The organism is Rhodococcus sp. JG-3, assembly GCF_000482405.1.
GTDB lineage: Bacteria > Actinomycetota > Actinomycetes > Mycobacteriales > Mycobacteriaceae > Rhodococcoides > Rhodococcoides fascians.
In genome coordinates this window covers 114,807-134,205 of record NZ_KI519398.1, presented here as the reverse complement: position 1 = coordinate 134,205, position 19,399 = coordinate 114,807, and the positions used below count along the sequence as shown (strand labels likewise).

Sequence of the window (19,399 nt, the reverse complement as noted above, 5' to 3'; positions counted from 1 at the left end):
CGCGGTAGCCTGGAGTATCCGGCGGGCAGGGAGCAGCCAGCGCGCGGGAGCGGACTGAAAGGACACGGCCGAGTCGGCTGAAGCTGTATGAATCGGAAGACAGTAATACGAAATCTCGCCATCGTTTTCGGCATTCTGTTGGTGATCTATGCCTTCAGCTACTTCGGTAACGACACGCGGAACTGGACGTCGGTCGACACCTCGGTGGCGATCGCCCAGCTCGACGACCGCAATGTCGAGTCCGCGCAGATCGACGACCGTGAGCAGCAGATTCGGCTGACCCTCAAAGAGGCCTCCGACGCCACGGACAACGAGAAGCAGATCATCGCGAAGTATCCGGACTCGGCGTCCGAGCAGATCTTCGACAAGGTCGACTCGCAGGGCTTGAAAAGCTACAACACCACCGTCACCCAGGAGAGCTGGTTCAGCTCGTTCCTGCTTCTCATCCTCCCGATGGTGTTGATCCTCGGCGTGATCATCTTCGTGATGAGCCGTATGCAGGGCGGCGGCCGCGGCGGTGTCATGGGCTTCGGGAAGTCCAAAGCCAAGCAGCTGACGAAAGATATGCCGAAGACCACGTTCGCCGATGTCGCGGGCGCGGACGAGGCTGTCGAAGAGCTCTACGAGATCAAGGACTTCCTGCAGAACCCGGCGCGCTACCAGGCCCTCGGTGCCAAGATTCCGCGCGGCGTCCTGCTGTACGGCCCTCCCGGAACCGGCAAGACGCTGCTGGCGCGCGCCGTCGCAGGCGAGGCGGGCGTCCCGTTCTTCACCATCTCCGGCTCCGACTTCGTCGAGATGTTCGTCGGCGTCGGTGCATCCCGCGTGCGCGACCTGTTCGAGCAGGCCAAGCAGAACAGCCCCTGCATCATCTTCGTCGACGAGATCGACGCCGTCGGCCGCCAGCGCGGCGCAGGCATGGGCGGCGGACACGACGAGCGCGAGCAGACGCTCAACCAGCTGCTCGTCGAAATGGACGGCTTCGGTGAGCGCACCGGCGTCATCCTCATCGCCGCCACCAACCGGCCCGACATCCTCGACCCGGCCCTGCTGCGTCCGGGCCGTTTCGACCGTCAGATCCCGGTCGGTGCCCCCGACCTGGCCGGCCGTCGAGCGATCCTGAAGGTGCACTCGGCCGGAAAGCCCGTCGCGCAGGATGCAGACCTCGAAGGTCTGGCCAAGCGAACCGTCGGAATGTCGGGTGCAGACCTGGCCAACGTCATCAACGAAGCGGCACTGCTCACCGCTCGTGAGAACGGCACCGTCATCACCGAGGCGTCGCTCGAAGAATCCGTCGACCGCGTCGTCGGTGGTCCGCGCCGCAAGAGCCGCATCATCAGCGAGCACGAGCGCAAGATCACCGCGTACCACGAGGGTGGCCACACTCTCGCGGCATGGGCGATGCCCGACATCGAGCCCGTGTACAAGGTGACCATCCTCGCGCGCGGTCGCACCGGCGGCCACGCGATGACGGTCCCCGAGGACGACAAGGGCCTGATGACGCGGTCGGAGATGATCGCACGCCTGGTGATGGCCATGGGTGGACGCGCCGCGGAAGAGCTTGTGTTCCACGAGCCGACCACCGGAGCGTCCTCGGACATCGACCAGGCCACCAAGATCGCCCGCGCTATGGTCACCGAGTACGGCATGAGCAGCAAGCTCGGTGCCGTTCGCTACGGACAGGAACAGGGCGACCCGTTCCTCGGTCGTTCGATGGGACAGCAGTCGGACTTCTCGCACGAGGTCGCACGCGAAATCGACGAGGAGGTGCGCAAGCTCATCGAAGCCGCGCACACCGAGGCGTGGGCCATCCTCAACGAGTACCGCGACCTGCTCGACACCCTTGCCTCCGAGCTGCTCGAACGTGAGACGCTGACCCGCAAGGACCTCGAGAAGATCTTCCACAGCGTCACCAAGCGCCCGCGCATCACGCTGTTCAACGACTTCGGTGACCGTAAGCCGTCGGACAAGCCGCCGGTCAAGACTCCTCGCGAGCTCGCAGCCGAGCGCGGCGAGCCGTGGCCTCCGGTACCACCGGCGCCGAAACAGCTTCCGCCACAACAGTTTCCGCAGCCCAGCTACGCCGGGTCGCCGCAGCTGACCAAGGGTGGGCAGCAGAACGGCAGCAACGGTTACAACGGCGCACCCAGCAACGGCGCACCCGGCACCGGCGAGCTCGGACCGAACACGGGTGCCGGTCGACGTAGCGCGCCTGCCCCCGGCGACTACAACGGCAGTAGCAACAACGGCGGCGGCTACAACGGGGCTACCAACGGTGGCGGCTACAACGGCGCTACCAACGGCGGTCCTGCCAACGGAAGCTACGGCGGGCCGACCACAGGCGGCGGATACTCCGAGGGCTATCGCCGGCCCGAGCCCCGATCGGGTCCCAATGGTTCGGGCCCCGATTACGGCGCTCCCGCCGGCTGGTCGGCACCCGGCTGGCCGCCGCGCGATCAGCCACAGGTGCCGCGCTACCAAGGCCCGTCCACGCCGCCGGCTCAGTACCAGCCTCCGCGTGAACAGGACTCGGATCAGGGCTACCACCAGCATCCGACGTATCAGCAGCCGCAGTCCTACCAGCCGCCCCAGCCGCAGCAGTCGTACGACCCGCAGCAGCCGCAGCAGTCGTATCAGCCGCCGCAGTACCAGCCGGATCCGTTCCGGCCGGACGCCGGGGAGCACGGTCGCACGTCCCGGCACGAGCCTCCCTACAGCGAGAATTCCGAGGGCGCGCCGGAGTCGACTCCCACATGGGAGGTTCCGGAAAGCTCGCACAACTACCCGCTGCCCGGAGACGATCGACCCGCTCATGGTTCGTCGGAGGAGTCGCAACAGGGTGAGCACGGCGACCGTCACGGAAACAACGACGGCGACGCCGGCCCACGCACCCAACGGTGGGAAGGACCGGGCGGCTCACACCGCTAGTCCGATCATTAGGCTGACTGGGTCGACCGTCGCGGTCGACCCAGTGCGTCGTTTCGAACCCGTGCTGTTGTTCGTCGGCGAGCCGTTCACACCGAGCAGCACGCCCGCCCAGCTGCCACATTCTCGGAGCCCAACCGGAGGTACGTTCTCGTGTCAGTCAACAGGACCGACGAGTCGACAGGCGACTCGGCAGAAGTCCCAGCAGCCGTGCAATCCGCCGCCCCGCAGCAGGGAATCGCGGAGACGGTGGCCTTTGCCACGGGCGCGGTGTTCGACCAGCCCCGCGCGGAGGCTGCGGTACGCGAGTTGCTCATTGCCGTCGGTGAGGATCCCGACCGCCAGGGCCTGCTCGATACCCCGGCTCGTGTCGCCCGGTCCTACCGCGAGATCTTCGCCGGCCTCTACACCGATCCGGACACCGCGCTGAACACGACCTTCGACGAAGGCCATCAAGAACTGGTTCTGGTTCGAGACATCCCCATGTACTCCACGTGCGAGCACCACCTGGTCTCGTTCCACGGCGTCGCCCACGTGGGATACATCCCCGGCAAGAGCGGCAAGGTGACCGGTCTGTCGAAGCTGGCCCGCGTGGTGGACATGTACGCCAAGCGTCCCCAGGTGCAGGAGCGGTTGACCAGCCAAATCGCCGACGCGTTGATGCGCAAGCTCGACCCGCGCGGTGCGATCGTCGTGATCGAGGCCGAGCATCTCTGCATGGCGATGCGCGGTATCCGCAAGCCCGGTGCCAGCACCACCACCTCGGCGGTCCGGGGTCTGCTGCAGTCCAGCGCGGCATCGCGTTCGGAAGCCTTGGACCTGATCCTCCGGAAATGACGGTTCCGGTCCGATCACGATGATTCTCGCGCGCTCCGTTCCCGCTGCGCCCATCGTCATGGGCGTTCTCAACGTGACGGCCGATTCGTTCTCCGACGGCGGTCGCTACCTCGACGTCGACGCGGCCGTCGAACACGGTCTGGTGATGCATCGGCTGGGAGTCGACATCGTCGACGTCGGCGGGGAATCCACGCGCCCCGGGGCGGACCGCGTCGACCCGTCGGTCGAGGTGCAGCGCGTCGTACCGGTCATCTCGGCGTTGGCCGCCGAAGGCGTGAGCACCAGCGTCGACACGATGCGCGCACACGTCGCCGCTGCGGCGATCGAGGCCGGGGTGTCGATCGTCAACGACGTCTCGGGCGGTCGAGCCGACCCCGCGATGGCCGGCGTGGTCGCGCAAGGCGGGCTGCCGTGGATCCTGATGCACTGGCGGGCCGCCGACTCGGCGTTCCGGCACACCGGTCCGGCCGATCACTACGACGACGTGGTCGCCGACGTCCGCCGCGAACTGCTCGAGCAGGTCGACCACGCAGTGAGCGCCGGGGTCGACGCGTCGCGGATCGTGCTGGACCCGGGCCTCGGATTCGCCAAGAACGCAGAGCACAACTGGCAGCTGCTGCGCGGACTGCCCACCCTGGTGGAATCCGGTTTCCCGGTTCTGGTGGGTGCGTCCCGCAAACGTTTTCTGGGCTCGCTCCTCGCCGAACCCGACGGTTCACCGCGTCCACCGGACGGCCGGGAGATCGCGACGGCCGTCGTCTCGGCCCTCGCCGTCGCCGGCGGCGCGTGGGGAGTGCGGGTGCACGACGTCCGGTCGTCACTCGACGCGGTGGCCGTCGTGCGGGCATGGCAGGGTGGTCGCGCATGAGCGAGATCAACAGTGCCGCTGCAGGGACTCGTCGCGGTGACCGCATCGAATTGCGCGGGCTGACCGTCCGCGGCAATCACGGGGTCTTCGACTTCGAGAAGCGAGACGGCCAGGACTTCGTCGTCGACATCACCGTCTGGATGGATCTCTCGCCCGCGGCCGAGACCGACGATCTGACTCGGACGTTGCACTACGGCGAGCTGGCCGAACATGCCGCGGCGGTCGTAGCGGGCCCGTCCCGGGATCTGATCGAGACGGTCTCCGCCGAGATCGCCGAGGTGGTGCTCGGTTACGACTCCCGAGTCGACGCGGTGGAGGTGGTGCTGCACAAGCCGTCGGCTCCCATTCCCCTGACGTTCGGCGACGTTGCCGTGGTGGCCTATCGGGAGCGAAAGTGAGCCGTGCAGTGCTGTCGATCGGCAGCAACATCGGCGACTCGATGAGCCACTTGCGTTCTGTCACAACGGAATTGGGTTCGCGCGTGGTGGCGTGCTCGGCCGTGCATCGATCTGCTCCGTGGGGTGGCGTCGAGCAACAGGACTTCCTCAACGCGATCGTGGTGGCCGAGGACGATGCCTACGGCCCGTGGGACTGGTTGCGTCTGGCGCAGCAACTCGAGGAGGCAGCGGACCGCGTTCGAGTGCAGCGTTGGGGACCCCGCAGCCTCGACGTCGACGTGATCGTGTGCGACGACGTCATCAGTGAGGACCCGCGCCTGATTCTTCCCCATCCCCGTGCGCACGAGCGCGCGTTCGTGCTGCTGCCGTGGCTGGACGTCGAGCCCGACGCCACACTTCGGGTCGGCGGGGTGGACGTGCCGGTCTCCGATCTGCTCGAGCGACTGAGTGCCGACGAGCGAGTGGGAGTCGTCCGTCTCGACGACGACGGTGATCGACTGTGGTGACCAATCCCACCAAGCTCTGGGATGTCTTGGGTTTGTTTCTGATCGCCGCAGTGGGCACGTGGCTGCTGGTGCGGGTTTTCTACGGTTCGTTTCCGCCGATCCCGGTGTACGCCGGAGCGTCGCTGTATCTGGTCGCGATGGTGGAAGTGGTGACCGCGGTGATCGTCCGCAATCGCATCGCCGAGCATCGAGTGGGTACCGGTCTGCACGACCTGCATCCGTTGACGGTCTTCCGGGCGCTGGTGTTGGCGAAGGCGTCGCTGCTGGTGGGAACCGCTCTGGTGGGGGTGTGCGTCGGTTTCCTGGTGTACGTATTGCCACGAGCGGCAACTGTGCGAGCGGCGTCGGCGGACCGAGCCGGAGCGATCGTGGCCCTCGTCGCGGGCCTGGCCGTCGTCGCCGCCGCGGTGTGGCTCGAGCAGTGCTGCCGCACCCCGGAAGATCGGGACGACGAGCGCTCCCGATAACGTATCCGTCCCTCGATCGTTACCTTCGTTGTGTACGTGATCGGTCGGGGATGACCAGATGCGACCGACAGGCCGGTTACCCTTGAGAACATGACAGATCAGACTCGCGCCAAGAAGGGACGCCGAAAGCGGCGTAGTGCGAGCCAGCTGTTCCTCGCGGCGCTCGTCGTGTTAGGCATCGTCGCCAGTGTGCTGTTGTTGTTCAGCGAAAGCGTGCAGTGGATGCGCGTCGGGGTGCTCTCGGCGCTGTGGGCCGCGGTGATCGGTGCGTTCGCGATGACGAAGTACCGCAGGGAAGCGGCCGCGGATCAGACCAAGGCCAAGGACTTACAGACCGTTTACGAACTACAACTCGCCCGCGAGATCTCGGCCCGACGCGAGTACGAGATGAGCGTCGAAGCCCGGGTGCGCAACGAGACGCGGTTGGAATCGGACGAGGTCGCTGCGCTGCGTAACGAACTGGCCGCGCTGCGCCAGAACCTGCAGGTGCTCTTCGAGGGCAATCTACCGACCGAACGGGTCGCACTGCGCGCCGAGGCGATGCGGATGCAGGAACTCGGTGGCCGTGGCTACGACAGCTATCAGCCCGCACCGTCCGGGTTGTACGTACGGGGTGGCGGCAACGGCAACGGACCCGCAGGCCCCGGCTTCAACGGCGTGGGTACGCCCTACGACGAGCCGGTCACCGCCGAGACGTCGGTGGTCTATCCCGAGGATCCGGACGAAATGCCCCGTGCGACGGCGGCACCGGACCCCGATTCCGGGTACGCACAGGACGCGTCCGCCGAGCAGGGTTCTGCACCGGAGGGTTCCGACGACGTCACCGACGCCGGGCAGAACGACCGCACCGAGCCGCCGGCCGCGCAGTCCCGCCCCTACGGGGCACCGAGGCCGGCCGGTCGGGTGAGCCCGCCCACCTCGCCGTTCACCGCATACAACTTCGAGCAGACGCGTCGACCCGCGGCCGAATCCGAACCGGCCGAATCAGCAGCAGTCGAGGACGCCGAACCTGTCGAGGAGGCACAGGCTCAGCAGGCCCCCGAGCCCGAATCGGCCGAAGAAGAGGCCACGTACCCGGAGTCTCGCCGCTCGCTGCGAGATTCGGCCGATGCGTTCTTCGCAGCCGACCGCGTCGACGACACGCCTGCCGAGGAGACGGCGGATGCACCGCGACGCGGACGCAGGCGCGCCGAATCCCCCGAGGAGGCGTCCGGCGCGCACTCCAACGGCCGTTCCGTCGCCGAGATCATGGCCGGGCTGGCAGGCGGCGATTCGGCCGACACGACGACCACCGACGCCGGCACGCGTCGCCGTCGCCGTCGCGCAGACTGAGAACCAGATCACACCGGTTTCCCATGGCACGTTCGGTGCCGCTGTCGCTATTGTTCCCTGCAGGACGTCTGGTACCCGCCGAGCGGGACTGGAACGAACGAGAGGAAAATTTCGGTGACCTCATCAGGGTTCACTGGTGGTCTGTCTCCGGCTCGCTTGACCGTGGGTGTCGTCTCCGCCGGTCGGGTCGGTACGGCTTTCGGTGAGGCGCTCGAACGCGTCGGACACGTTGTCGTCGGTGCCGCCGCGGTATCGGACGCATCCATCGCGCGAGTACGTGATCGATTGCCCGAGTCGCAGATTCTGCCTGTCGACGAGGTTGCCCGTCGCGCCGAACTGCTGATTCTGGCGGTGCCGGACTACGAACTGGCCTCGATCGTCGCCGGTCTCGCCGCGACCGGGGCGGTCGCGCCGGGCAAGTTGGTGGCGCACACCTCCGGCGCGAACGGCGTCGCGGTACTGGAGCCGTTGGCTGCCCTTGGCGCGGTTCCGTTGGCAATACATCCGGCCATGACATTCAGCGGCGGACTCGAGGACACCGACCGGATGACGGCCGCGTGCTTCGGCATCACCGCGGGCGACGAGATCGGTTATGCGGTAGCCCAAGCCCTCGTCCTCGAGATCGGCGGCGAGCCGGTGCACGTGCCCGAGAGCAACCGGGCGCTCTACCACGCGGCGCTGGCTCACGGCAGCAATCACCTCGTGACGTTGGTCGTCGACGCGGTCGAGGCACTGCGAGTTGCGTTGGCCGGTCCGGGTTTTCCTGGATCCGATGCCGAACGTGGTGTGCCCGAGCGCGTTCTGGCTCCTCTGCTCGAAGCTGCACTGGACAATGCGCTGCGCAACGGACAATCCGCACTGACCGGCCCGGTGGCCCGAGGCGATACCGCGGCTGTGGGCAAACACCTCGAAGTGCTCGAGGCCGTCGATCCACGGATCGCCGCCGGGTACCGTGCGCTGTCGCTGCGGTCCGCCCAACGTATCGGTGCCGCAGCCGATCTGATCGAGATTCTGGAAGGAAAGCGATGACCCTCGCGGGCAGCTACACGAAGGGGCAGTTGACGGTTCATCACGATCCCGCGGTGATCACGTCGGTGTCCAAGGCCCTACGTGGCGTCGGCAAGCAGGTCGCTCTGGTGCCGACCATGGGCGCATTGCATGCCGGCCACCTGCAGTTGGTGCGCCAGGCGAAGCTCACCGGCGCGGTCGTGATCGTGTCGATTTTCGTCAATCCACTGCAGTTCGGCGTGGGGGAGGACCTCGACGCCTATCCGCGGACCCTCGACGCCGATGTCGAACTGCTCCGCGGCGAGGGCGTGGAATTGGTCTTCGCGCCGTCCGCATCGGACATGTACCCGTCCGGGCCGCGCACCACGGTCCATCCCGGTCCGCTCGGTAGTGAACTCGAAGGTGCCAGCAGACCAACGCATTTCGCGGGAATGCTCACCGTCGTGGCCAAGCTGCTGCAGATAGCCGCTCCGCATCGGGCGTACTTCGGGGAGAAGGACTACCAGCAGCTGACGTTGATCCGGCAGATGGTGCGAGACCTGAACTTCGACGTCGCGGTCATCGGAGTCCCGACGGTTCGCGAGCAGGACGGTCTGGCGCTGTCCTCGCGCAACAGGTATCTCGATGCAGAACAGCGTGATGCTGCAATGGCGTTGTCCGCTGCACTCGTGGCCGGGGCGCACGCCGCTGCCGGTGGTCCGGAGGCGATCATCGCCACCGCGCGTGCCGTACTCGACCAGGTGCCGTTGGTCCAGGTCGACTACCTCGAAGTGCGCGACCCGCATCTCGGCCCGGCTCCCGAACGCGGGGACGGCAGACTGCTCGTGGCGGCCAAGGTGGGTACCACGAGATTGATCGACAACGTCGGTGTCGCCGTCGGCACCGGTTTCTTGGAGTACCCGGACGATCCGAAAAGTGGAGAGTGACACGATGTTTCGTACCATGATGAAGTCCAAGATCCATCGCGCCACCGTCACGCACGCGGACCTGCACTACGTGGGCTCGGTGACCGTCGATCAGGAACTGATGGAAGCAGCCGATCTGCTCGAAGGCGAGCAGGTCACCATCGTCGACATCGACAACGGTGCGCGGCTGGAGACCTACGTGATCACCGGTGAGCGGGGCAGTGGTGTGATCGGAATCAATGGGGCCGCAGCGCATCTGGTGAACCCGGGTGACCTGGTCATCCTGATCGCCTACGGGGTCATGAACGAGCAGGAGGTTGCCGACTACGCACCCCGGGTGGTGTTCGTCGACGACAAGAACCGGCCGGTCGAGCTCGGCAGCGACCCGGCTCATGCGCCCGCCGGTTCGGGTCTGATCACGCCGCGCGATCTGCGGGCCGACTCCGTGCTGGTCTGACTCGATGCTTCTCGCAATCGATGTACGCAACACCAGCACGGTGGTCGGGCTCTTCACCGGCACCGGGGATCACTCGAAACTGCTGCGCGATTGGCGTATTCGCACCGATCCCCATGTGACGGCCGACGAGCTGGCGTTCATGTTGCGGGGGTTGTTGGGCGAACAGGCCGAGCAGATCACCGGGGTGACGGCTCTGTCCACGGTGCCGTCCGTGCTGCGCGAGATGCGGACGATGCTCGTGCGCTACTGGGATCACGTGGTGCACGTGGTGGTCGAACCCGGTGTGCGGACCGGGGTTCCGCTGCTGGTCGACAATCCCAAAGAGGTCGGGGCCGATCGCATCGTCAATACCCTTGCCGCACATGATCTGTACGACTCGGCGTGCATCGTGGTGGATTTCGGCACCACCACGTGTGTCGACGTCGTCTCGGCCAAGGGCGAGTTCCTCGGCGGAGCGATCGCGCCCGGTCTCGAAATTTCGGCCTCGGCCATGTCGACTCGCACCGCGACGCTGCGTGAGGTCGAGATGGTGCGGCCGCGATCGGTCCTGGGAAAGAACACCGTCGAGTGCATCCAGGCGGGCACCATCTTCGGTTTCGCCGGCCTGGTGGACGGGCTCGTCGGACGCATCAGACGTGAGGTGCCGGAGGTCAAAGGCGCCGACGTCGCGGTCATCGGTACCGGAGACATCGCTGCGCTGATCCTGCCCGAGTCGACGACCATCGAGCATCACGAACCCGACCTGACGCTGGAGGGTCTGCGACTGGTCTACGAACGCAACATGGCAAAGCGGCGGCCACGCTGAGTGTTTCAGCGGCGCCCGCGCTGAGTGTTTCGGCGAAGCGGGGTAGCGCGTCGGGCGTTCGTGTGTCAGAATTCTCGGCGTGATGACGTGCATGGCCACCCAGGAGTGTTGTCGAGGCTGACCGCTGCCTCGTTCGTTACACACCCCTGGAGTAGAGCTTCATGCTTTCCACACCTGTATTTTCTGCACCCACCCGACCCCGTTCGACCTCGCGGTCGGTCTCGACATTGCCGACTCGGCTGCGTCCTCCCGACCTGCTTCGGATCACCGATCAGGGCGCATCGGACGTCCTCGAGGGTCGCTTCGACCACCTGCTTCCCGGCGGTGGACAGTGGCCTACCGACGAGCGTTGGGCCACTCGCCTGCACTCCGACGACGATCTCGACGTCTGGTTGATCAGCTGGGTTCCCGAGCGATCCACCGAACTGCACGATCACGCCGGATCGCTCGGTGCATTGACCGTCCTGAGTGGTTCCTTGCTCGAATACCGTTGGGCGGGAACCGAACTGAAGGAACGTCACCTCGACGCCGGAGATCAGGCAGCCTTTCCGCTGGGTTGGGTGCACGACGTGATGCACGATCCGGCGTCGGCCACGACCGGGCCCACCCTCAGCGTGCACGCCTACTCACCGCCGCTGACGGCGATGTCGTACTACGAAGTGACCGAGCGTGCCACGCTGCGCCGTACCCGCAGTGAGCTCACCGCCGAACCCGAGAAGGCCACGAGATGACCATCGTCGAAATGCTCGAATCCGCTCGCGAGACCATCGATCGCATGACCGTCTTCGAGCTCCGTGATGCTGTCGACCGCGGCGCGGTCGTCGTCGACATTCGCCCGCAGGCACAGCGCGCTGTCGAGGGCACCCTGCCCGGTGCGTTGGCCATCGAACGCAACGTCCTCGAATGGCGTCTCGATCCCACCAGTGACGCGCGTCTGGCGATTGCCACCGACCACGACGTCGAGTGGATCGTCATCTGCTCCGAGGGCTACACCTCCTCGCTCGCGGCCGCGTCGCTCAAGCTGCTGGGTCTGCACAGGGCCACCGATCTGGTCGGCGGCTATCAGGCACTGAAGTCCGCCGGGCTGCTCGGGGTGTTGACGCAGGCCAAGCACTGCGTTCGCGAGGCCGAGGCCGTCGCAGCGCACTGATCGTCCCGACAGTCTCGGACTGTAAAGTGTGTGCGCGTGAGTGATACAGCTTCTACCCAGCCGGCCGACGACACCCCGGAGCAGCTACGGATTCGTCGCGCCAAGCGCGCTGCGTTGCTCGAGCGCGGGGTCGAGGCGTATCCGGTGTCGGTTCCACGGACCCATTCGCTGCTCGAGATCCGCACCCAGTTTCCCGAGCTCGACGCCGACACGACGACCGGCCTGATCGTCGGCGTCGTCGGCCGCGTGATCTTCGTCCGTAACACCGGCAAGCTGTGCTTCGCCACCCTGCAGGAGGGCGACGGCACCCAGCTCCAAGCCATGATCAGCCTGGCAGGTGTCGGCGAGGACGCCCTCGCAGCGTGGAAGGCCGACGTCGACCTGGGCGACTTCGTGTTCGTCCACGGCGAGGTCATCAGCTCCCGTCGCGGTGAGCTCTCGGTGATGGCCGACGCGTGGCAGATCGCATCGAAGTCGTTGCGGCCCTTGCCCGTCGCGCACAAGGAACTCAGCGAAGAGACGCGGATCCGACAGCGTTACCTGGATCTGATCACGCGTCCAGAGGCCCGAGAGACCGCCCGCAAGCGCATCGCCGTCGTTCGTGAACTGCGCAACGCACTCGAGCGTCGCGGCTTCCTCGAGGTCGAGACGCCGATGCTGCAGACGCTGCACGGCGGTGCCGCGGCCCGGCCGTTCGTCACCCACTCCAATGCAATGGACACGGACCTGTACCTGCGCATAGCGCCGGAGCTGTTCCTCAAGCGCTGCGTCGTCGGCGGCATCGAGAAGGTCTTCGAGATCAACCGCAACTTCCGCAACGAAGGTGCCGACTCCTCGCACTCGCCGGAGTTCGCGATGCTCGAGACCTACGAGGCCTACGGCACGTACGACGACTCGGCGAAGATGACGCGGGAACTCGTCCAGGAAGTGGCCATGGCCGCGCTGGGATCCACCGTCGTGACGCTTCCCGACGGCACCTCCTACGATCTCGGCGGCGAATGGACGACGCTCGAGATGTACCCGTCGCTGTCGGAGTCGCTCGGATTCGACGTCACTCCTGACACCACCGTCGACGAACTGCTCGCGATCGCCGACAAGGTCGGGCTGGACGTGCCGCGCAAGGACGGCGTCTCGATCTATGGCCACGGCAAGCTCGTCGAGGAACTGTGGGAACACCAGGTGGGCGACGCGTTGACCGAACCGACGTTCGTTCGTGATTTCCCCGTCGAGACGTCGCCGCTGACGCGTCAGCACCGCAGCAAGCCGGGCGTCACCGAGAAGTGGGACCTGTACGTTCGCGGATTCGAGCTGGCGACCGGCTACTCGGAGCTGGTCGACCCGATCATCCAGCGCGAGCGCTTCGAGGACCAGGCGCGTCAGGCTGCCGCAGGCGACGACGAGGCGATGGTGCTCGACGAGGACTTCCTGGCGGCCATGGAACAGGGAATGCCGCCGACCACCGGAACCGGTATGGGAATCGACCGTCTGCTGATGGCGTTGACCGGGCTGGGTATCCGAGAAACGATCCTGTTTCCGATCGTCAAGCCGTCGCAGGCCTGATCGGGAGGTATGTCCGCTGTTCGCCAGCAGCGGACATCGAATGGGAAACGTTTTGCAAAGTGCCTGCGTTATGAACAGTAAGCAGGCAGCAGTGAAGTATCCGCTGGGGGTTGCGCAGCATTTCAGGGGTGGAGGGTCGGCGTTCGTCACGTCGGCCAACTACAGTGAGAATCAGTCTTACCTTCAAATGCACAAGCGACCTCAGCGTATGGACACTGCGGAGCTGGAAGAACTGGTGGGCGAGCTACCACCCACCAAGAAGTGAGGGAGAGCGATGTTCGAGAGGTTCACCGATCGCGCGCGGCGTGTTGTCGTCCTGGCTCAAGAAGAAGCCCGGATGCTCAACCACAACTACATCGGCACGGAGCACATTCTGCTCGGCCTCATTCACGAGGGCGAAGGCGTCGCAGCCAAGTCTCTCGAGTCGCTGGGCATCTCCCTCGAAGGAGTACGCAGCCAGGTCGAGGAGATTATCGGCCAGGGCCAGCAGGCTCCGTCCGGTCACATTCCGTTCACTCCGCGCGCCAAGAAAGTACTCGAGCTCAGCCTGCGTGAAGCACTGCAGCTCGGCCACAACTACATCGGCACCGAGCACATCCTGCTCGGCCTGATCCGCGAAGGCGAAGGCGTCGCAGCTCAGGTTCTGGTCAAGCTCGGAGCCGACCTCAACCGCGTGCGCCAGCAGGTCATCCAGCTGCTGTCGGGCTACCAGGGCAAGGAGCCGTCCGAGAGCGGCAGCGGCCGCGGCGAGGCGGGCACCCCGTCGACGTCACTGGTTCTCGACCAGTTCGGACGCAACCTCACCCAGGCCGCGCTCGAAGGCAAGCTCGACCCGGTCATCGGCCGCGCGAAGGAAATCGAGCGCGTCATGCAGGTGCTGTCGCGTCGTACCAAGAACAACCCTGTTCTCATCGGCGAGCCCGGTGTCGGTAAGACCGCAGTCGTCGAAGGCCTGGCTCAGGCCATCGTCAACGGCGAGGTTCCCGAGACGCTCAAGGACAAGCAGCTCTACACCCTCGACCTCGGCTCGCTCGTGGCCGGCAGCCGTTACCGCGGTGACTTCGAGGAGCGCCTGAAGAAGGTGCTCAAGGAGATCAACACCCGCGGCGACATCATCCTGTTCATCGACGAGCTGCACACGCTCGTCGGCGCAGGTGCCGCCGAAGGTGCCATCGACGCAGCGTCGATCCTCAAGCCGAAGCTGGCTCGTGGCGAACTGCAGACCATCGGTGCCACCACGCTCGACGAGTACCGCAAGTACATCGAGAAGGACGCCGCTCTCGAGCGTCGTTTCCAGCCCGTCCAGGTCGGCGAGCCGACCGTCGAGCACACCATCGAGATCCTCAAGGGTCTGCGCGATCGCTACGAGGCACACCACCGCGTCTCGATCACCGACGGTGCACTCGTCGCTGCCGCCACTCTGGCCGACCGGTACATCAACGATCGGTTCTTGCCCGACAAGGCAATCGACCTCATCGACGAGGCGGGCGCGCGGATGCGCATCCGCCGGATGACCGCGCCGCCAGACCTGCGTGAGTTCGACGACAAGATCGCCGACGCGCGCCGGGAGAAGGAATCGGCCATCGACGCTCAGGACTTCGAGAAGGCTGCGAACCTGCGCGACAAGGAGAAGACCCTCGTCGGTCAGCGTGCCGAGCGGGAGAAGCAGTGGCGTTCCGGCGACCTCGATGTCATCGCCGAGGTCGACGACGAGCAGATCGCCGAGGTTCTGGGCAACTGGACCGGCATCCCCGTCTTCAAGCTCACCGAGGAGGAGACCACCCGTCTGCTCCGCATGGAAGACGAGCTGCACAAGCGGATCATCGGCCAGGTCGAGGCAGTCAAGGCCGTCTCCAAGGCGATCCGTCGTACCCGTGCAGGTCTGAAGGACCCGAAGCGCCCGTCGGGCTCGTTCATCTTCGCCGGCCCGTCCGGTGTCGGTAAGACCGAGCTGTCGAAGGCACTCGCGAACTTCCTGTTCGGCGAGGACGACGCGCTGATCCAGATCGACATGGGCGAGTTCCACGACCGCTTCACGGCCTCGCGTCTGTTCGGTGCTCCTCCCGGATACGTCGGCTACGAAGAGGGTGGCCAGCTCACCGAGAAGGTCCGCCGCAAGCCGTTCTCCGTCGTGCTGTTCGACGAGATCGAGAAGGCACACCAGGAGATCTACAACACCCTCCTGCAGGTGCTCGAAGACGGCCGTCTCACCGACGGCCAGGGACGCACGGTCGACTTCAAGAACACCGTGCTGATCTTCACCTCGAACCTCGGTACCTCGGACATCTCGAAGGCAGTCGGCCTCGGCTTCTCCTCGGGCGAAGGCACCGGATCGAACTACGAGCGGATGAAGCTCAAGGTCAACGACGAGCTGAAGAAGCACTTCCGCCCCGAGTTCCTGAACCGCATCGACGACATCGTCGTGTTCCACCAGCTCACCAAGGACGAGATCATCCAGATGGTCGATCTCATGCTCAACCGAGTCGAAGGTGCGCTCAAGAACAAGGACATGGCGATCGAGGTCACTGAGAAGGCGAAGTCTCTGCTCGCCAAGCGCGGATTCGACCCCGTCCTGGGTGCGCGGCCACTGCGTCGCACCATCCAGCGCGAGATCGAGGACCAGTTGTCGGAGAAGATCCTCTTCGGCGAGATCGAAGCCGGCCAGATCATCCTGGTCGACGTCGAGAACTGGGACGGCGAAGGTGCAGGCGAGGACGCGAAGTTCACGTTCCGCGGTGAGAAGAAAGCCATCATCGTCCCCGACGAGGTTCCGGTCGATCTGGCCAAGGCCGCCGGAGACAGCGACAGCGAGTAAGTTCCACCAGTTCCAACACAACGGGCGATCCTCTTCGGAGGGTCGCCCGTTGTCGTATGTCCACAAGCCAACCAACACCCGCCCCCCGCCCCCGTTCGCGTCAATGGACCCCTGCAGCGCTCAGACGCATGCAATGGTTCATTCACGCAGATCACCTCCGTGGGTGAATGGGCCGTTGCACCGTTCAGACGTGTGTGCAGGGGTCCATTGACGGAGGGTGCGAACAGCGAGAGCAACGGCGATGACGGCAAGTTCCGACAGCACGAGCCAGAACAGCACTGTCACGTCGGGAGCCCAACGGCCCAGGGTGGAGATGGGTACACCGGTGAGCGTCGGTGTCGCGAAGTACAGCACTCCTCCGGCAGCAACAGCGATGAGGACGTGCGCAGGTGCCCACCGGCCGGGCGCGGTTTGCCGGCGAAGCAGAATGCGGATCGCGCACACGGCGAGCAGCACGGCGACAGCGGTCGAGCCGATCAACAGCATGGCGTACAGGCCCGGGCCGGTGCTGCGGGGCTCGTCGAATCCGAGTCGAGTGAGAACCAGTGCGCGGGTCGCCGAGGCCAACTGTTCGGCTTCGAGTTCGCCGTATCGGTTGGTCGCGAACACTACGGCCATGTGGCGGTCCGGGATGAGCGCAACGTGGGTGAAGTAGCCGGGAACGGCCCCCGAGTGCCAGCGCATCTCGGTACCGTCGGGCAGGGTTTCGACGTACCAGCCGAATCCATAGGACAGTCCCGACCCCGTGGGCACCGCATCTCGACCGGTCGACGCCACAGTGGTGAGTTGGCTCGATGCGTAGCGTGAGAGTTCGTCGATGGATCCGGCGAGGTAGCCGTAGCCCAACCCGGCGTTGTCGATTCCGGTGTCGATGCGTCGAGGGAAGGTGAAGAACGGGACGTGACCGGGTGGCACTGCTTCGCTGGTGTGCACACCGGTTTCACGGGCGACGACGTCGGCGAACGGTTCGTCGGTGATTCTCTCGACGATTGCTTGCAGCAGTAGATAGTCGAGGCTGGAGTAGCGGAACGAACCCGGGTCGTCGGGTGTGAGCCGCAGGGTGGGCACCACGTCGAGGGCTCGTTCTGTTCTTCCCCACACGTCCAACGCGGTGACGTCGTGGGGTAGCCCGCCGGTGTGGTGGATCAGGTCTGCAACGGTGACGTCGGCCGAGATGATCGAATTCGATTCGGGCAAAACGTCTTCGACGAGATCGGTCAGGTCGAGACGGTGCTGGGCCACGAGCGCCTGCACCGTTGCTGCCGTCACCGATTTCGATACCGAACCCCACACGAAGGGTGTGCCGTCGTCGATCGGGGAACCGTTTCCGTCCATCCCGACCGCCACGTCCTCGGTGACCTCGCCTTCGGAGACGACGCGAAGCGCCACTCCGGGCAGACCCAACACGTCGGCGACGTGCTCGACGTCCGACCGGGCGTCGGTGTCGGGTGGAACAGGAGAGATCGAGGTAAGGATGGCTGCCACGGTCAACAGGGTGTGCACGATGCGCATGAATGGGCGTCCCTCGGTCGGCGAACTGCGTTGCCGCACGAGTGAATCAAGGAACTCCCCGCGATCGCCTCGGTGAAGACCCTGATTTCGGTGCTGAGATCAGGCGTCGCTTTCGTGAACGAGGTCCGCGATCCAGGGCAATATGTCGGTGTATGCGGCCAGGGCTCCGGGTGCATGATTCGCGCCGGTTATCGGGACGACCGGAAAGTCGTATTCGCGGTAGGTGACGTCGGCACCGAGCTCCTGCCAGCGTTCGAGCAGAGTGCGGGACTGCTCGATCGGTACGACGTCGTCCGCGACGCCGTGCGACAGGTAGACCGGCATGCTCGGTGCGATTCGGCCGACGGTGTTCGCATCGATCACGTCTACGATTCCGGGGTCGTTCAGGTGGGCGGTGAGTGGGCGTCCGTCTCGGGTGAGTTCGCTGGTGTCGACGGTGTCGTTCGCTGCACGGTCGGTGCTGCACCAGTTCTGCGCGGCGTCCAGCAGTGCGGTGCCGTCGGCGTCGAACACGCTTCGGATGTCGTCGGCACGTTCGGGGTATGCGTTGCTCATGCCGTCGACCGCGAACAGGACGGCGCTGCCGAGTGTGGTGCCGTCGAGGGGCTCGATGTTGAGCGTCGGATCTGCCGGTGGCGCACCGACATACGCGCCGACGATGTTGAGCTCGGGGGCATACCCATTGGCAAGTTCGGCAGCGGCCGCAGATGCGAACCCACCCTCCGAGTACCCGTACAGCACCACCGGCGCGTCATCGTCGGCGGTTCTCGCTACGTCGAGCAACGCGTGTCCCGAGGCCAGACGGTTCAGATACGTGTGCCCGCCCGGAGTGCCGAGTCCCTGGTAGTCGGTCGCTACGACGCGATAGCCGGCCAGCAGTAACGGCAGGATGGCGGGGGACGAGCCGATTGTGCCGAGAACCGCCGATCCGGCACAGCGATCTGCCATCCCGGATGTACCGGGCGCGTAGGCGATCACCGGTCGCGGTCCGGGGCCGGGCCACGGCGCGGTGGGGGTCATCGTGTACCCGGAGACGGTCATGGGTTCGCCGTGCGTATCTGTGGAGGTGTACAGGATTCGTTCGATGTCGAAGCCGAGTCCGAAACCTCTGGGCGAGTTCATCGGTCGTACTCGCACCACATCGCCGGGCGAATGTCCCGTCGATTCCACCGGCAGGTCGTAGAAGTCCGACAGGGGATCGGCGACGACGGGTGCCGACAGCGTGACACCCCAGACGAGCGCCGCCGCCACGATCATCGCTGTTCGCCGCAGGCAACTGGTGGCTCGCTCGTTCGTCATGTCGAGATCTCCGCACTCGATGGCCCGGTCACCCCGCCGACGTTAGCCTGAGTATCGGCCCTATGAAGGGTCGACGACGAAAGGACTCGGTTCGATGCCAACACGTACCTCACGCACCGCATGGAATGGAACTCTCGAACAAGGTTCCGGCCAGGTGGAGCTGTCCAGTTCGGGTGCAGCGACGTTCGACGTGTCGTTTCCCAAGCGTGCCGCCGAGAACGCCGACGGCACCACCAGCCCGGAGGAACTGATCGCAGCGGCTCATTCGAGCTGTTACGCGATGCAATTGTCGGCGCTGATCGCCGAAGCAGGCGGTACTCCGCAGAGTCTCGAAGTCACCGCTGATGTCTCGCTCGGTCCGGATCAGCCCGGTTTCAAGCTCACCGGTATCAAATTGACCGTCCGCGGCGAGGTGGACGGTCTCGACGCCGACGGGTTTGCGAAGGCGGCGCAGGCAGCGAAAGAGACCTGCCCGGTCAGCAAGGCTCTCACCGGTGTCGAGATCACGCTGGACGCCGCGCTCGAAGGCTGATCGAACGGATCACCCGATGTGAG

General features: G+C 65.6%; 18 protein-coding genes. 16 read left to right on the top strand and 2 right to left on the bottom strand.

Annotated elements, in window-relative coordinates; genetic code table 11:
* Positions 1-87 precede the first annotated feature (87 nt).
* The 15 genes from ftsH to K414_RS0101670 all read left to right on the top strand — a co-directional run bounded on the left by ftsH (position 88) and on the right by K414_RS0101670 (position 16,033).
* Positions 88-2,928, top strand: coding sequence for an ATP-dependent zinc metalloprotease FtsH (gene ftsH, locus K414_RS0101745; protein WP_051364886.1), 2,841 nt, complete (start codon positions 88-90; stop codon positions 2,926-2,928).
* 234 nt (positions 2,929-3,162) lie between these two features.
* Positions 3,163-3,762, top strand: a complete 600-nt coding sequence (gene folE, locus K414_RS0101740) for a GTP cyclohydrolase I FolE (RefSeq protein ID WP_027494372.1) — start codon at positions 3,163-3,165, stop codon at positions 3,760-3,762.
* Positions 3,763-3,781: 19 nt separating this feature from the next.
* Positions 3,782-4,630, top strand: coding sequence for a dihydropteroate synthase (folP, locus tag K414_RS0101735; RefSeq protein WP_202595038.1), 849 nt, complete (start codon positions 3,782-3,784; stop codon positions 4,628-4,630).
* A complete protein-coding gene (folB, locus tag K414_RS0101730; protein WP_045841635.1) occupies positions 4,627-5,028 on the top strand; it encodes a dihydroneopterin aldolase in 402 nt (133 codons plus the stop codon). Before folP ends, folB begins: the two co-directional genes overlap by 4 nt.
* Positions 5,025-5,534 (top strand): 2-amino-4-hydroxy-6-hydroxymethyldihydropteridine diphosphokinase, encoded by a 510-nt coding sequence (gene folK, locus K414_RS0101725; RefSeq protein WP_027494369.1) that lies wholly within the window; start codon positions 5,025-5,027, stop codon positions 5,532-5,534. The genes folB and folK overlap by 4 nt, the downstream gene beginning before the upstream one ends.
* A complete protein-coding gene (locus tag K414_RS0101720; protein WP_037219619.1) occupies positions 5,531-6,001 on the top strand; it encodes a DUF3180 domain-containing protein in 471 nt (156 codons plus the stop codon). Before folK ends, K414_RS0101720 begins: the two co-directional genes overlap by 4 nt.
* Before the next feature lie 90 nt (positions 6,002-6,091).
* Entirely contained in the window at positions 6,092-7,333 is a 1,242-nt protein-coding gene (locus tag K414_RS0101715) for a DUF6779 domain-containing protein (protein ID WP_027494367.1), read from the top strand.
* A gap of 114 nt (positions 7,334-7,447) precedes the next feature.
* Positions 7,448-8,362: a DUF2520 domain-containing protein gene (locus K414_RS0101710; protein ID WP_027494366.1), complete on the top strand. Its 915-nt coding sequence runs from the start codon at positions 7,448-7,450 to the stop codon at positions 8,360-8,362.
* A complete protein-coding gene (gene panC / locus K414_RS0101705; RefSeq protein ID WP_027494365.1) occupies positions 8,359-9,267 on the top strand; it encodes a pantoate--beta-alanine ligase in 909 nt (302 codons plus the stop codon). The genes K414_RS0101710 and panC overlap by 4 nt, the downstream gene beginning before the upstream one ends.
* A 4-nt stretch (positions 9,268-9,271) precedes the next feature.
* On the top strand, positions 9,272-9,703 hold the full coding sequence (gene panD, locus K414_RS0101700) for an aspartate 1-decarboxylase (RefSeq protein WP_027494364.1): 432 nt from the start codon (positions 9,272-9,274) through the stop codon (positions 9,701-9,703).
* 4 nt (positions 9,704-9,707) lie between these two features.
* Positions 9,708-10,508 carry a type III pantothenate kinase gene (locus tag K414_RS0101695; protein WP_027494363.1) on the top strand — a complete coding sequence of 267 codons (801 nt, stop codon included), beginning with the start codon at positions 9,708-9,710 and terminating at the stop codon, positions 10,506-10,508.
* Positions 10,509-10,669: 161 nt separating this feature from the next.
* A complete protein-coding gene (locus K414_RS0101690) occupies positions 10,670-11,239 on the top strand; it encodes a cysteine dioxygenase family protein (RefSeq protein WP_080735589.1) in 570 nt (189 codons plus the stop codon).
* On the top strand, positions 11,236-11,658 hold the full coding sequence (locus tag K414_RS0101685) for a rhodanese-like domain-containing protein (protein WP_027494361.1): 423 nt from the start codon (positions 11,236-11,238) through the stop codon (positions 11,656-11,658). Before K414_RS0101690 ends, K414_RS0101685 begins: the two co-directional genes overlap by 4 nt.
* Before the next feature lie 36 nt (positions 11,659-11,694).
* Positions 11,695-13,218 carry a lysine--tRNA ligase gene (gene lysS / locus K414_RS0101680; protein ID WP_027494360.1) on the top strand — a complete coding sequence of 508 codons (1,524 nt, stop codon included), beginning with the start codon at positions 11,695-11,697 and terminating at the stop codon, positions 13,216-13,218.
* Between the two features lie 274 nt (positions 13,219-13,492).
* The gene (locus K414_RS0101670) at positions 13,493-16,033 is read left to right on the top strand and encodes an ATP-dependent Clp protease ATP-binding subunit (RefSeq protein WP_027494358.1); all 2,541 of its coding nucleotides are present in this window, start codon (positions 13,493-13,495) and stop codon (positions 16,031-16,033) included.
* Positions 16,034-16,171: 138 nt separating this feature from the next.
* Here K414_RS0101670 and K414_RS0101665 read toward each other — a convergent pair whose 3' ends face one another.
* Both K414_RS0101665 and K414_RS0101660 read right to left on the bottom strand, forming a co-directional pair.
* Entirely contained in the window at positions 16,172-17,545 is a 1,374-nt protein-coding gene (locus K414_RS0101665) for a serine hydrolase domain-containing protein (protein ID WP_027494357.1), read from the bottom strand.
* 99 nt (positions 17,546-17,644) lie between these two features.
* Positions 17,645-18,844: a lipase family protein gene (locus K414_RS0101660; RefSeq protein ID WP_202595037.1), complete on the bottom strand. Its 1,200-nt coding sequence runs from the start codon at positions 18,842-18,844 to the stop codon at positions 17,645-17,647.
* 94 nt (positions 18,845-18,938) lie between these two features.
* Here K414_RS0101660 and K414_RS0101655 point away from each other — a divergent pair, with 94 nt between their 5' ends.
* The gene (locus K414_RS0101655; protein ID WP_027494355.1) at positions 18,939-19,376 is read left to right on the top strand and encodes an OsmC family protein; all 438 of its coding nucleotides are present in this window, start codon (positions 18,939-18,941) and stop codon (positions 19,374-19,376) included.
* Positions 19,377-19,399: the final 23 nt, after the last annotated feature.